The following is a 14,627-nucleotide window of genomic DNA, read 5'->3' as shown; positions in this document are numbered from 1 at the left end:
TTCCCCCTCTGCGTCACAAGCGCACCTACCTGTTGATTTGAAACGGAGACTATCCATGAGCAATCTACCCGGCCTGAACTTCCAACTCGGTGAAGACATTGACGCCCTGCGCGACGCAGTGCGTGACTTTGCGCAAGCCGAAATCGCCCCCCGCGCGGCGGAGATAGACCGCAATGACCAGTTCCCCATGGACCTGTGGCGCAAGATGGGTGACTTGGGTGTGCTGGGTATCACCGTGGGCGAAGAGTATGGCGGTGCCAATATGGGCTACCTGGCGCACATGATTGCCATGGAAGAAATCAGCCGTGCCAGCGCCTCCGTGGGCCTGAGCTATGGCGCGCACAGCAACCTGTGCGTGAACCAGATCAAGCGCAACGGAACTCCTGAGCAGCGCGCCAAGTACCTGCCCAAGCTGATCAGTGGTGAACATGTGGGCGCACTGGCCATGAGCGAGCCGGGCGCTGGCTCCGACGTTTTGAGCATGAAGCTCAAGGCCGAAGACAAAGGTGGCTACTACCTGCTCAACGGCAACAAGATGTGGATCACCAACGGCCCCGATGCCGACACCTTGGTGGTCTACGCCAAGAGCGAGCCCGAACTGGGAGCGCGTGGCGTGACCGCTTTCTTGATTGAGAAGGGCATGCCCGGTTTCAGCATCGCCCAAAAGCTGGACAAGCTGGGCATGCGCGGTAGCCATACCGGCGAGTTGGTGTTCAACAACGTGGAAGTACCTCTCTCCAACGTGCTGGGCGCTGTCAATGGCGGCGCTAAGGTGCTGATGAGCGGCTTGGACTATGAGCGCGCCGTGCTCACGGGCGGTCCCTTGGGCATCATGCAGTCTGTGATGGACAACGTGATTCCGTACATCCACGACCGCAAGCAGTTTGGCCAAAGCATTGGCGAGTTCCAACTGATCCAAGGCAAGGTGGCTGATATGTACACCGTGCTGCAAGCTGGTCGCAGCTTTGCCTACACCGTGGCCAAGAATCTCGACCTGTTAGGCAGCGAGCATGTGCGCCAAGTGCGTAAAGACTGTGCTTCGGTCATCTTGTGGACCGCCGAAAAGGCCACGTGGATGGCGGGTGAAGGCGTGCAAATTTTTGGTGGCAATGGCTACATCAACGAATACCCGCTGGGCCGCCTGTGGCGCGATGCCAAGCTCTATGAAATTGGGGCAGGAACCAGCGAAATTCGCCGTATGCTTATCGGTCGAGAGTTGTTCGCTGAAACCATGTAATGAAACCCACCATTGGCCACCACTTAAACACTTTTTTGAACGGACTTTTGCGCGGCTTGGTGCGCGCGTGGTTGATGGTGCTGCCTTTGGTGCTGGCCTTAAGCCTGATTCGGCTTGGGCAAGTGGCCTACTTTTGGCCCACGGGCTACCAAGTAGACGCCACGGAAGTGGCCACTGTGCTCTTTCAAGGCGCGCGGTTTGACCTCAAGGTCAGCGCCATCTTGGGTTTCTTGCTGCTGTTGGTGCTGCCTTGGGTGTCAGGTCGCATCAACCAACGCATCGCAGCAGGCATGGCGTTTGTGTACGTCATGCTGTCCTTGGTCAATCTGCATTACTTTGGCTTTTACAAACGCCCCATCGACGACTTGATCTTTGGTCTGGCCGAAGACGACACGGTGGCGGTGCTCCACACCATTTGGCGTGACTTCCCAGTCATCTGGACGGTGGTGTTGGCACTGGTACTGAGCTACCTCAGCAGTTGGCTGCACCGCACGCTGATCACCAAGCTCAAGGCGGATACGCTGCTGCACACACGCCACGTGGTCACGCGCCTGCTGGTGCTTGTGCTGGTGTTTTTTGCGCTAATTTTTGCGGGCAAGGGCACCTTGCGCCAAATGGCCTTACAGCGCCAGCACCTCACAGTTACCGCGTCACAGTTTTTGAATGACATGGTGCCCAACGGCGTCATTGCTTTGAAGTACGCATGGGACAGCCGTGGCTTCTCGCAAAACCTAGACAACCCCTTGGCTGGACTCAAGGCCATGGGCTTTGAGTCCCCTTTGGCCGCCGCCGAAGTGCTGGGCCTGCCCTCTGGCAGCGAAGCAGAGGTCAAAGCCGCATTGACTGCACACCCCCCTTTGCCCCCCGGCACCGCCAAGAAGAACTTGGTGTTTTTCTTGATGGAGTCTTGGAGCGCCGAGCCCATGCTTTATCAGTCCCCGCAGTTCGATGTGTTGGGGCGCTTGGCACCTACCTTGGACAAGGCGTGCCATTTCAGCAATTTTGACTCTGCCCATGCGGGTACCCATCCGTCGCTAGAAGCTATTTTGTTTTCCACGCCGCTCACACCCTTGACGCTGGGCCCCGTGGGGCGTAAGCCCATCCCGTGGTCCGTGGCGCGCATCGCCAAAGAGGCGGGGTACCAAACGCTGTTTGTGAGCTCCGTGCGATCGGGCTGGCGCGATCTGAACCGTGTGCTCGCCGCGCAGGGTTTTGATGAGGTGGTAGATGCCAATCACCTGCACGACAAATACCCAGATGCGCTCTTGGGCATTTGGGGGGTGTGGGATAGCTATGTGTTCAAGTACCTGAAAGAACGCATGGCCAAACAGCAAACAGGCGACAAGCCGATGTTCGTGTTTGTGCTGACGTCGACCAACCACCCGCCGTATGACTTGCCTGCCGATTACAAACGTGTGCCCCGCGACATGGCCTTGTGGAAGGGCGAGACCAGTTCTGACACCCTGGTCCCCAATCTCGATACCTACCACTACGCGGCAGATTTGCTGGGGGACTTTGTGCACGACATGCAAACGGGCCCTCGCAAAGCAGACACGGTGGTGGCAGCTACGGGGGACCACAACGTGCGCTCCTTTGGGGTCTACGCTGATGCGCAGCGTCGCCACCTCATGCGGCAAGTGCCTTTTGTCATCTGGGGCCAAGGTGTGCAGTGCGGCCCCCAACAGGCTTTGCCCGCCAGCCACCGGGACATGTTCAGCACCTTGTTCCCCTTGGTCGGGGTGGAGGGGGCCTACATCAACGCAGGGCGCAATCTGTTGCTGCCTATCGGAGAACAGCCTGCCGCCATGAATGCCCCGCGTGCCCTGTTTTTCACGGGAGAAGCACGTAACAGCCAAGGCATGTGGCAACTGGGCAATCCTGCCTCATTTGCCTGTAGCTCGGGCAGCGGCGCGCAAAAGGCCGACAATTGCAGCTTCAACGCACAAGACGACCAGCAAGAACGGGCCCGCTTTGGCCTATTGGACTGGAACGTGCGCACTTCCCTGAAACACTAGAGTTCGGCCTGTACTGATGTCTGATTTGCACGATTTGTTTGCCCGCAACCGCGCGTGGGCTGCTGAAATGGAGCGCAAGCGCCCTGGTTTCTTTACCGGTTTGGCCAACCAGCAAAAGCCCCATTACATGTGGATCGGCTGCTCCGACAGCCGTGTTCCGGCCAACGAAATCATCGGCTTGGACCCGGGTGAGATTTTTGTCCACCGAAACGTGGCCAACGTCGTGGTGCACTCGGACCTCAATGCCTTGTCCACCATTCAATTCGCCGTCGAACGCCTGAAGGTCAAGCACATCATGGTGGTCGGTCACTACGGTTGCTCCGGCGTACAGGCTGCGCTAGAAGGTGCCCGCATCGGGCTTGCCGACAACTGGCTTCGCCATATCCAAGACGTGAGGGATCGCCACCGCCACCTCATCGAAGCCGTGCCTGAGCACGCCCGTGCCAACGCCCTGTGTGAACTCAATGTGATTGAGCAGGTGGTCAACGTGGCGCAAAGCACGGTGCTGCAAGACGCATGGGCCAAAGGCCAAGACGTCACCCTGCATGGATGGGTGTACGGTGTGCACGACGGCTTGGTGCAAGACCTACATATGAAGGTGGACGGCCCTGCCAGCTTGGAGGCTTTGTACCGTGACGCGGTAGCTGGCGTGAGCTTGCTAAGGCGCCAGCTGGAGAAAGCGGCATAAAAGTGTTGGTTACGCCCGTGGAATATGCGCAGCTAGCTATCCAAATGGTAGTGACCGCCTCATTGGTAAGGGTGGGCTGCGGTATGGTTTGGGCTATCAACAACAGTGATTGACAGGTATTGAAAGAGTAAGCGACATGTTTCCAACCCGGCTCGATTCCTCCTTGGCTTACGATGTGGCCAAGGCCATGATGGACGGTTTTAACCGCCATTACCAGTTGTTTAGAACGGAGTCGGCCCGCGCCAAGCACCGCTTTGAAACCGCAGACTGGCATGGCCAGCAACGCGCCCAGCGTGAGCGGATTGAGTTTTACGACCTGCGGGTGCGCGAGTGTTCCAACCGCTTAGAGCGCGAATTCAAAGCCGGGGAGCAATCCATGGAGGTGTGGCAGCAAATCAAGCTGCACTACATCGGCCTTCTGGTCGACCACCACCAGCCCGAACTGGCAGAGACCTTTTTCAACTCGGTCACCACCAAAATTCTGCACCGCAGCTACTTCCAGAACGACTTCATCTTTGTTCGCCCTGCGGTCAGTACCGAATACATCGAGAACGACGAGTCCGAAAAACGCCCCAGCTACCGGTCCTACTACCCCACCCGCGAGACCATGGCCTCGGTGCTGGTGCAAATGGTGCAAGACTTTGACTTGCGCTTGGCCTTTGAAAACCTAGAGCGCGATGCAGGCTTTGTGCAGGCGGCCATGGCCGAGCGCTTGGGCGACGCCAAGCTGCGCGCGAATTTTCAGATCCAGGTGCTCACAGGCTTGTTCTTTCGCAACAAGGGCTGCTACGTGGTGGGCAAGCTGATCAACGGGTTTTACGAATACGCCTTTGCGCTGCCTGTGCTGCACAACGACGATGGCCGTTTGGTGATTGATGCGGCGCTGTTTGGTGAAGACGACTTGCTCATGCTGTTTAGCTTTGCCCGTGCCTACTTCATGGTGGACATGGAGATCCCTAGCGCCTACGTGCAGTTCTTGCGCAGCATGATGCCGCGTAAGCCACGCAACGAGATTTACAACGCGCTGGGGCTGGCTAAGCAAGGTAAAACACTTTTTTACCGCGACTTTCTGCACCACCAGCGCCACAGCACCGACAAGTTTCGCATCGCCCCCGGTATCAAAGGCATGGTCATGCTGGTGTTTGACTTGCCCAGCTTTCCCTATGTGTTCAAGGTCATCAAAGACTTTTACCCGCCGCCCAAAGACACCAGCCGCGAGCAGATCAAAGGCAAGTATTTGCTGGTGAAGCAGCATGACCGCGTGGGCCGCATGGCCGACACGCTGGAGTACAGCGAGGTGGGCTTTCCGCGCGACCGCTTCAGCGATGAGCTCATTGCCGAGATTCAAAAATTCGCGCCCAGCCAACTGGAAATCAGCGACCGGGATGGCGATGGCCGCATCGAGGTCATCATCAAGCACGTCTACATCGAGCGGCGCATGATCCCGCTCAACATCTACCTGCAAGAAGCCTTTGACGCGGGTGGCGCAAACCCTGAGGCGACGGGCCCTGCTGCGGAAAAAGCGCGCGAGCAGATTGAGCGTGGCGTCATCGAATACGGCAACGCCATCAAAGACCTGGTGGCTGCCAACATCTTTCCTGGCGACATGCTGTGGAAGAACTTTGGTATCACCCGCCATGGCAAGGTCGTGTTTTACGACTACGACGAAATCGAATACATCACCGACTGCAACTTCCGCAAAGTGCCCGCACCGCGCAACGAAGAAGACGAGATGAGCGGCGAAGTCTGGTACACCGTGGGTCCCAAAGACGTGTTCCCCGAAACCTTTGGCCCCTTCCTCTTGGGCAACCCCGCCGTGCGTGGCGTGTTCATGAAACACCACGGCGACCTGCTGGACGCCGCATTCTGGCAATCCCACAAAGAACGCATCTTGGCCGGCCATGTGCACGATGTGTTCCCGTATGAGCGGGAGAAACGGTTTGTGAACAAGGGGTGATCGCCACTGGTTTTGCATGGCCTTGCGGGGTGGCACCAGCAATGGCCTGGGACCCCGCTGCAAGGCCTCTCTTTTTTGGCGGCTCTCTTGTCTGTCATGCGCTTCGCGTACACTCCGCGCTGCCCGGGGTGCGCAGTGGTTGCGCTGAGATGGATACCAAACCCGTGAACTTGATCTGGTTCATACCAGCGTAAGAAGTGCAGAGCAGTGCCCCCGGCCGAGTGCCGCGTGGGCGGTCTCATTTTTAAGTTTGCGGGGCTGGTGTAGGTCGACTTCGGGTGATTAACCCAAGGAGACATTCCAGTGAACGCCCCCGACACGCTTGCCCAGTTCATCCGCCTCACGCGCGAGCCGCTTCCCGCTTCCACCAAACGTTACCTGCAAGGCAGCCGCCCTGACATCCAGGTGCCGTTGCGCGAAATCCTGCAGAGCAACGGCGAGGCCATCACGGTGTACGACACCTCCGGCCCCTACACCGATCCGCGTGCCCACATCGATGTGCGGTCCGGCCTGCCGCTGGTGCGCGCGCAGTGGATTGCCGGTCGTGGTGACACCGAGTTGTACGCAGGCCGCAAACCCTTTGCGTTGGACGATGGCCTGAAGAACGGCGAGACTGATGCCCTGGCTGCCTTGCGCGCCCAAGCCGCAGGCCTGCAGCGCCAACCCCGCCGGGCCAAGAGCGGCGCCAACGTCACCCAGATGCACTACGCGCGCAAAGGCATCATCACGCCCGAGATGGAATACGTCGCCCTGCGCGAGAACCAGAACTTGGAGTGGCAAGCCCAGTACCTCAGCAACGCCGACCGTGAAAAGCGTTTGGCCGGCAACAGCTTCGGAGCCAGCATTCCCAAAGTGGTGACGCCTGAGTTTGTGCGGGATGAAGTGGCCCGTGGCCGCGCCATCATCCCCGCCAACATCAACCACACCGAGCTGGAGCCCATGGCCATAGGCCGTAACTTTCTGGTGAAGATCAACGCCAACATCGGCAACTCGGCGGTGACGTCCAGCATCGAAGAAGAAGTGGAAAAACTGGTCTGGTCCATCCGCTGGGGTGCCGACACGGTGATGGATTTGTCCACCGGCAAAAACATCCACACCACGCGCGACTGGATCGTGCGCAACAGCCCGGTGCCCATAGGCACCGTGCCGATCTACCAGGCGCTGGAAAAAGTGGGCGGCATTGCCGAACACCTGACCTGGGAGATCTTCCGCGACACGCTGATTGAGCAAGCCGAGCAAGGCGTGGACTATTTCACGGTGCACGCCGGTGTGCGCCTGCCCTTCATCCACCTGACCGCCAACCGGGTGACAGGCATCGTCTCGCGCGGCGGTTCCATCATGGCGAAGTGGTGTATTGCCCACCACAAAGAGAACTTTTTGTACACGCACTTCGACGAGATGACGGAAATCATGCGCGCCTACGACGTGAGCTACTCGCTAGGCGATGGCCTGCGCCCCGGTAGTGGTGCGGATGCGAACGATGAAGCCCAGTTCGCCGAGCTGCACACCTTGGGCGAGCTCACGCACAAGGCCTGGCAGCAAGATGTGCAGGTGATGATTGAAGGGCCCGGCCACGTGCCCATGCACATGGTGCAGGCCAATATGACCGAGCAGCTCAAGCACTGCGGCGAAGCCCCGTTCTACACCCTCGGGCCGCTGACCACCGACATCGCGCCGGGCTACGACCACATCACCAGCGGCATTGGCGCGGCCATGATCGGCTGGTTCGGCACTGCGATGCTCTGTTACGTGACTCCGAAGGAGCACTTGGGTTTGCCCGACCGTGAAGACGTGAAGACCGGCATCATCACCTACAAAATTGCCGCCCACGTGGCCGATGTAGCCAAGGGCCATCCCGGGGTGCGGGCGCGGGACGATGCCTTGTCCAAAGCGCGTTTTGAGTTCCGCTGGATGGACCAGTTCAACCTCTCGCTGGACCCCGACACCGCCAAGCAATTCCACGACGAGACCCTGCCGGCCGAAGGCGCCAAGGTGGCGCATTTCTGCTCCATGTGCGGCCCCAAGTTCTGCTCCATGAAGATCACCCAGGAGGTGCGCGACTACGCCAAAAACCTGGGCGTGAGCGAAGAGCAGGCGTTGCAATCGGGCATGGACGTGATGTCGGGCGAATTCAAAAAGGTGGGCGGGGAAATCTACATCCCCATCAACCCGGTACAGACCACCACTGACGTCACCAAGGCCTGACGATGGCGCGGCGCATAGGCATTGCCGGTGCGGGTGTGCTCGGGCGCTTGCTGGCGTTCACACTCAGCCGCGCGGGCCACGACGTGCAGGTGTTTGACCCGGCCAGTGGCCCCGGCCCGCGTGCAGATTCGGGTTCGCAGGCTGCGGGCTGGACCGCCGCAGGCATGCTCAGCCCCGTGGCCGAGTTGGAGCGCGCGGGCGCTGAGGTGTTTGCGCTGGGCGTGCGCTCCTGCCAGCTGTGGCCGCAGATCGTGCAGGCGCTCTCCGAGCCGGTGGCCTTGCACATGCAAGGCAGCCTGCTGCTGGCGCACCGCAGCGATGCGGGTGCCGCACAGCGCGTGCTTGGTTTGTTGCAAGCCAAGGCGGATGCGCCGTACCAACCGCAGCTTTTAACGATGGATGCACTGCGCGCGCTGGAGCCCGGCATCCAAGGCCCGGCGCTGGCTTGGTTGCTGCCCAGCGAAGGGCAAATCCACCCCGTGCAGGCGCTGCAGGCACTGGCCGCCCAAGCCACTGCGCAGGGTGTGCAGTGGCATTGGGGCAGCACCGTCACAGCGGTGGACGCAGGCGCGATCCATACGGGCGAAGCACAACATCGCTTCGACCACGTATTCGACGTGCGTGCCGTGGGTGCCAAGCCCGCATTGCCGGTGCGTGGCGTTCGCGGCGAAGTGTTCTGGCTGCATGCCCCCGGCGTGCCGCTGCATCGACCGGTGCGCCTGCTGCACCCACGCCACGCGATCTACATGGTGCCCCGCCCCGGCGATGTGATCGTGGTGGGTGCGAGCGAGATAGAAAGCGAAGACCGCTCGCCCGTGTCTCTGCGCAGCACGCTGGAGCTGTTGAGTGCGGCCCACAGCGTCATGCCCGCACTCGCCGAAGCGCGCGTCATTCACACAGAAACCAACCTGCGCCCCGCGTTGCCCGACAACCTGCCTGCCATTCGCCACAGCGCAGGCAAAACAGAAATCAACGGCCTCTTTCGCCACGGCTGGCTCATCGCCCCGGCGCTGGTGGAGCAGGCATTGCAAGAGCTCAAGCTATGACCACCACAGACACCGAGCCAAAGACCATCACCATCACGGTGAATGGCACCCCGGAACCCACAAGCGCCAGAACCCTACAAGCCTGGGTAGACGCCCGTGGTGTGCTACCAGCTGCCCTGGCCACCGCCGTCAACGGCAACTTCGTGCCACGCAGCCTGCGCGCCCAGCAGCTGCTCGCTGAGGGCGACACCATCCTGACCTTTCAACCCATCGAAGGCGGTTGAGCCATGAATCCAGACATGAATGACGAAGCGGCTGAGCAAAGTACTGCCGAGCAAAAGATGGCTGGACTCGAGCGTTCAACGGCCACCCCCAGAGACTTGGTGGCAGTGTGTTCTGCGCAGGTCAAGGAGGAGCCCGCAAAGCGGGCGGGGGACACGGAGCAGAGCACACTGCCGCCAAGTCGCCCCGAAGAAACAAGTGAATGGCAAATAGGCGGTAGAACCCTCACCAGCCGCTTCTTTCTAGGCACCGCAGCCTACCCCTCGCCCCAAGTCCTGAAAGACGCCATCCAAGCCTCTGGCGCCCAAGTCGTCACCATGGGCCTGCGCCGCCAGCTCGCCCATGGAACCGAGGCGAGCGACTTCTTCGCCCTCATCCAAGCCACAGGTTCCCACCTGCTCCCCAACACCGCCGGCTGCCACACCGCCCGCGAAGCCATCACCCTGGCGCACATGGCCCGCGAACTGTTTGACACCTCCTGGATCAAGCTCGAAGTCGTGGGCGACGCCCACACCCTGCAGCCCGACCCCTTCGAGCTGCTGACCGCCGCCACGCAACTGGTGAAAGACGGCTTTGAAGTGTTTCCCTATTGCATGGACGACCTCGTGAGCTGCCAACGCCTGCTGGATGCGGGCTGCAGCGTCCTTATGCCCTGGGGCGCGCCCATAGGCTCGGGCCAGGGGCTGGTCAACCCCGGCGCGCTGCGTACCCTGCGCGCACGCCTGCCTGGCGTGCCCCTCATCGTGGACGCCGGCATCGGCTCGCCGGCAGATGCGGTGCAGGCCATGGAACTGGGGCTGGACGCGGTGTTGCTCAACAGCGCGGTGGCCCACGCGGTAGACCCGGTGCGCATGGCGCGTGCCTTCAAGCTCGGCATAGCTTCCGGCCGCCTCGCTTTTGAGGCCGGCGTCATGCCCCGCCAAGACATGGCGGTGGCCTCCACCCCGGTGGCGGGCCACCCGATTTTGTTGTGAGATTGCTATGAAAAATGAAGCTGCCCGCGCAATCCCTATGCGCGCAAGAAGCACTTTTGGCACTGAAAAATTCCCAGAACTCCAGAAACATCGCCCCGTGGTCTGGAGCATTGCTGGCTCGGACTCAGGCGCTGGCGCAGGCCTGCAGGCCGACTTGAAAGCCCTGCAGGCATTTGGCGTGCACGGCTGCACGGCAGTGGCCGCCATCACCGCGCAAAACTCGGTGGCGGTCACGCAGGTCGAGCCCACCAGCGCCGCACTGCTGGACGCACAACTCAAGGCGCTGGCGCAGGACATGCCGCCGCAGGCTATCAAAACAGGGCTCTTGGGCAGCGTGGACAACGTGCGCGTGGTGTGCGAATGGGTGGATCGCCTGCGCGCACAGGGCCACGCCGTGCCGCTGGTGGTCGACCCTGTGTTGGGGGCCACTACGGGGGCCAGCTTTGCCAACCCCGCCTTGGTAGACGCCTACCGCCAGCAGTTGCTGCCCCGCGCCACGCTGATCACCCCCAACCACTTGGAGGCCATCCACTTGCTTGATGCGTCGTCACCGCTGCCCGCAAGGGCTGCCTTGGACGTGCACCAGGTGGAGCAACTGGCCCAGCAGTTGCGTGCCCAGTTGGCGGTGGGCACGCGCGCTTGGGGCGCAGCCGGTGCCTTGTCGCAGCAGGCGGGCATCTCCATCGCGCTCACCGGGGGCGACGCCACGGGGGGCTCGCAGACGGCAGGCCTGGCCAGTGACTTCTTGTTATCGCCACAAGCCACGGGCTGGCTTAGCGTGCCACGCGTGGCTACCATCCACCACCATGGCACGGGCTGCACGTTTGCTTCCACTGCAGCCGCCGCCTTGGCCAGCGGCTACTGCGTGGCCGATGCGGTGGTGCTGGCCAAAATGGCCACCACCCATGCGCTGCGCCATGCCTATGCGGCGGGGCAGGGCGCAGGCCCCGTGCACGCCGCGCCAGACTTTGCGCAGCACGCGGCCAACCTGCCTTGGCTGCAAACCCAGCCCAACGCGCAAACGGCCTTCCCCGCATTGCGCAACCCTGCCCTGGGCGTGTATGCGGTGGTGGACAGTGCCGCATGGGTACAGCGCGTTTTGGAGAGCGGCATACGCACTGTGCAGCTACGCATCAAAGACCCTGCCGAGCCTACCTTGGCCGCGCAGATTGCTCAGAGCATTGCCATGGCCCACGCGACCCCAGGCGCACAACTGTTCATCAACGACCATTGGCAACTTGCCTTGCAACTCGGCGCGTACGGCGTGCATTTGGGCCAAGAAGATTTGGATACTGCAGACCTGGATGCGCTGCGCAAGGCCGGTGTGCGCGTGGGCCTGAGCACCCACAGCTACTGGGAAGTGGCCCGCGCATGGGCCTTGCGCCCCAGCTATATAGCTTGCGGCCCCATCTTCGCCACGCAAAGCAAAGACATGCCCTGGATTCCCCAAGGCTTGGACAATTTGCGCTACTGGGCCCGCGTGCTCCCGCTGCCTGTGGTAGGGATTGCAGGCATTGATGCCAGCAATGTGGCGGATGTGGCTGCGACGGGCGCGGCCAGCGCGGCGGTGATTTCGGCCATCACCAAAGCGGACAAGCCCGAGCAAGCTTGCGCAGACCTGCAGCGCGGCTTTGCGGCAGGCGCAAACCGTAGCCAAGATAGCTAGCTTTAGCAGTGGCCGCATCAATACCCGCCCGGGGCACTGCGCCATCCGGTTTCGAGCATGATCGGGCCCATGAAAACTAACTTCTTTCGCACCGCCGTGGTGCTGGGTTTGCTATCGGCCATCGGCCCGTTTGCGATTGATATGTACCTGCCCGCGCTGCCGTCCATCGGCCAAAGCTTGGGCGCATCCATGGGGGCGGTGCAAGCCAGCCTGATGGTGTTTTTTATTGCGCTGGGCGTGGGGCAGCTGGTCTACGGCCCGGCCTCCGACATGCTGGGGCGCAAACTGCCTTTGTATTTCAGCTTGGGACTCTTTGCGGTGGGCAGCGTAGGCTGCGCCTTGGCACCCGATGTGCAAACGCTGATCGTGCTGCGCTTTATCCAGGGCTTGGGTGCCAGCGCTGGCATGGTGATTCCCCGTGCCATCGTGCGCGATATGCACACGGGGGTGGGCGCAGCGCGGCTCATGTCCATGCTCATGCTGGTGTTCAGCGTATCGCCCATTTTGGCGCCGCTGGCGGGCAGCTTGTTGATTGAAGCTTTGGGCTGGCGCAGCGTGTTTTGGTCGGTGACCGCCATCGCCATGGTGGGCTTGGTCATCTTGTTCACCAGCTTGGAAGAAACGCGCCCGGCGAGCGAACGCGCCAACAGCACGGTGCGCAGTGCGCTCACCGCCTATGGCGAACTGCTGCGGGATGCGCACTTCTTGGGGCTGGTGTTTATTGGCGCATTTGGCATGGCCAGCTTCTTCTCGTTTTTGGCCAACTCCCCCTTCGTGATGATTGACCACTATGGCCTCACACCCCGCCAATACAGCATGGCTTTTGCCATCAACGCGGCGTCCTTCATTGGCGTCTCGCAGTTCACTGGCAAGCTGGCGGGCCGCTTTGGTCTGGTCAAGCTGGTGAAGTTTGCGGTTGGCGGCTACGCCGCAGTAATGACGCTGCTGCTGGTGCAAAACCTCTTGGGCGTAGACCGCTTGGACGTGCTCATTGTGCTCATGCTACTGGGCTTTGGCTTCTTGGGTTTGGTGGTGCCCACCACCTCAGTCTTGGCCTTGGAGGCGCATGGCGCCATTGCCGGCACCGCGTCTGCCCTCATGGGCACCTTGCAGTTTGTCACCGGCGCCATCGTGATGGCCGTGGTTGGTCAGTTTGTCGACGGCAGCGCCCGCCCCATGGTGTTAGGCATCGCAGGGTGCGCATGGGTGGCGTTTGTGATGGCGCGGGTGACGTTGCGCTCGCACGCAGTTAAAGCGGCCTAGTAGGCCGCAGCTTGGAGTCTGTTCGGATTAGAACAAACTGAAGAAAGATCGGCTGGCTTGGCTTGCTGTGTCTGGGGCCTAGGCGTACCATCGTTTGCGTGTCCATGAATACACATGCGTAGTGATATGCCTAGACTCGCAAACGTCGATTGGGCCAATTGTTCTGGAGAGTCGGCATGATCACACAGGCTGTATCGCTTTGCGCGCGCATCGCGTTGGTTTTAGTTTTTGCAATGAACGGTATCTGCAGCAGAGCGTCGGATAAACCTCAGAAAGTGGGGTTTTTGATCCCTCGCACCAGCCAAGACATGTTCTATGGCCCCGTCGTTGGTTTTTTGCAGGCAGCGGCGAAAAATCTGAATATGGACATTGAGCTGCTGGAGAACGACAACAACCACTTGAGTACCGCAGGACTCGTTGAGGATGCATTGCAAGGCGACCACAGGCCGGATGCGTTTATCGCGGTGAGCGTGAAAGAGTCGGGCTTTACGACCGTTAAGCTCGCCGAGCAAGCCAAGGTCCCGGTCATGATCGAAAACGGGGCTATCCTGAGCCCAGTCGCGGGCGCCCCCCGTGAACACTTTGCGTACTACATTGGAGAAATGTTGCCCAGCGAAGAAATGGCGGGCTACGAATTGGCAAAGTATTTGATTGCCCATGGCAAACCTGCGCGCAACGGGAAAATTCAGGTCCTCGCTTTCAATGGCGCTTTCGGCAGCTCTGCATCGGACGGTAGAGAAAAGGGGCTTCGACGGGCGCTTTTGGAGTTTCCGCAGGCAGAGCTCAAACAAATTGTCAGTGCACGCTGGGAACCAGAGACTGCGCAGGCTATGTTCACAGGCCTGATCAAGCGTTACCCAGAAACCAGCGTCGTGTGGTCAGCCAGTGACGGTATGGCCTTGGGGGTGCTCAAAGCAGCCAAAGCACGTGGCCTAGTGAGTGGGCGCGACTTTGTGATTGGCGGGATCGATTGGTCAGCCGAGGGGCTGGCTGCCGTGCGAAGCGGAGCCCTGCAAGCAACGGCAGGCGGGCACTTTATGGAGGCCGCTTGGGCCTTGGTCTTGGTACATGACTATCTGGCTGGGGTGGATTTCAAAAACGAAGGCCTGCGCATCAAGACCGATATGACGTTGCTCACCAAGGCCAATGCTGACCGTTACGCGCCATTGCTTGACCCCGTGAATTGGGCAAAAATTGATTTTTCACGCCTTTCCAAGGTCCACAACCCAAGACTCAAAAAGTACAGTTTCTCGGTTGAAACCGTGCTTAAGCTTTTGCCGCAAGAGCAGGGCTCCGCCAAACGCTAACGAAACGCCTGCAGCAAGGTATGCGCCTCGGGCGCATGGCTTTGTTT

General features: G+C 60.6%; 11 protein-coding genes and 1 riboswitch. All 11 genes read left to right on the top strand.

What is annotated here, in order from left to right; all coding sequences use genetic code 11:
* Positions 1-55 precede the first annotated feature (55 nt).
* The 11 genes from EXZ61_RS18670 to EXZ61_RS18620 all read left to right on the top strand — a co-directional run bounded on the left by EXZ61_RS18670 (position 56) and on the right by EXZ61_RS18620 (position 14,580).
* Entirely contained in the window at positions 56-1,237 is a 1,182-nt protein-coding gene (locus EXZ61_RS18670; protein ID WP_142813279.1) for an isovaleryl-CoA dehydrogenase, read from the top strand.
* Positions 1,237-3,252 (top strand): LTA synthase family protein, encoded by a 2,016-nt coding sequence (locus EXZ61_RS18665; protein WP_142813277.1) that lies wholly within the window; start codon positions 1,237-1,239, stop codon positions 3,250-3,252. The genes EXZ61_RS18670 and EXZ61_RS18665 overlap by 1 nt, the downstream gene beginning before the upstream one ends.
* Positions 3,253-3,268: 16 nt before the next feature.
* Positions 3,269-3,940, top strand: coding sequence for a carbonate dehydratase (gene can / locus EXZ61_RS18660; RefSeq protein WP_142813275.1), 672 nt, complete (start codon positions 3,269-3,271; stop codon positions 3,938-3,940).
* A 136-nt stretch (positions 3,941-4,076) separates the two neighbouring features.
* Entirely contained in the window at positions 4,077-5,897 is a 1,821-nt protein-coding gene (aceK, locus tag EXZ61_RS18655; RefSeq protein ID WP_142813272.1) for a bifunctional isocitrate dehydrogenase kinase/phosphatase, read from the top strand.
* Positions 5,898-6,011: 114 nt separating this feature from the next.
* A riboswitch (TPP riboswitch) is annotated at positions 6,012-6,112 on the top strand.
* 88 nt (positions 6,113-6,200) lie between these two features.
* Positions 6,201-8,102, top strand: a complete 1,902-nt coding sequence (thiC, locus tag EXZ61_RS18650) for a phosphomethylpyrimidine synthase ThiC (protein WP_142813270.1) — start codon at positions 6,201-6,203, stop codon at positions 8,100-8,102.
* 2 nt (positions 8,103-8,104) lie between these two features.
* Positions 8,105-9,148 carry an FAD-dependent oxidoreductase gene (locus EXZ61_RS18645; RefSeq protein ID WP_142813268.1) on the top strand — a complete coding sequence of 348 codons (1,044 nt, stop codon included), beginning with the start codon at positions 8,105-8,107 and terminating at the stop codon, positions 9,146-9,148.
* Positions 9,145-9,372 carry a sulfur carrier protein ThiS gene (gene thiS / locus EXZ61_RS18640; RefSeq protein ID WP_142813266.1) on the top strand — a complete coding sequence of 76 codons (228 nt, stop codon included), beginning with the start codon at positions 9,145-9,147 and terminating at the stop codon, positions 9,370-9,372. Before EXZ61_RS18645 ends, thiS begins: the two co-directional genes overlap by 4 nt.
* Positions 9,373-9,375: 3 nt before the next feature.
* A complete protein-coding gene (locus tag EXZ61_RS18635) occupies positions 9,376-10,344 on the top strand; it encodes a thiazole synthase (protein ID WP_237219006.1) in 969 nt (322 codons plus the stop codon).
* A gap of 7 nt (positions 10,345-10,351) precedes the next feature.
* A complete protein-coding gene (gene thiE, locus EXZ61_RS22260) occupies positions 10,352-12,010 on the top strand; it encodes a thiamine phosphate synthase (protein WP_142813264.1) in 1,659 nt (552 codons plus the stop codon).
* 69 nt (positions 12,011-12,079) lie between these two features.
* A complete protein-coding gene (locus tag EXZ61_RS18625) occupies positions 12,080-13,273 on the top strand; it encodes a multidrug effflux MFS transporter (protein WP_142813262.1) in 1,194 nt (397 codons plus the stop codon).
* A gap of 284 nt (positions 13,274-13,557) precedes the next feature.
* Positions 13,558-14,580 (top strand): ABC transporter substrate-binding protein, encoded by a 1,023-nt coding sequence (locus EXZ61_RS18620; protein ID WP_168224819.1) that lies wholly within the window; start codon positions 13,558-13,560, stop codon positions 14,578-14,580.
* The last annotated feature ends 47 nt before the right edge of the window (positions 14,581-14,627 follow it).

Source organism: Rhodoferax aquaticus (assembly GCF_006974105.1).
GTDB classification, from domain to species: Bacteria; Pseudomonadota; Gammaproteobacteria; order Burkholderiales; family Burkholderiaceae_C; genus Allorhodoferax; species Allorhodoferax aquaticus_A.
The sequence above is the reverse complement of the archived record's forward strand: the minus strand, read 5'-3'. Positions and strand labels throughout refer to the sequence as shown.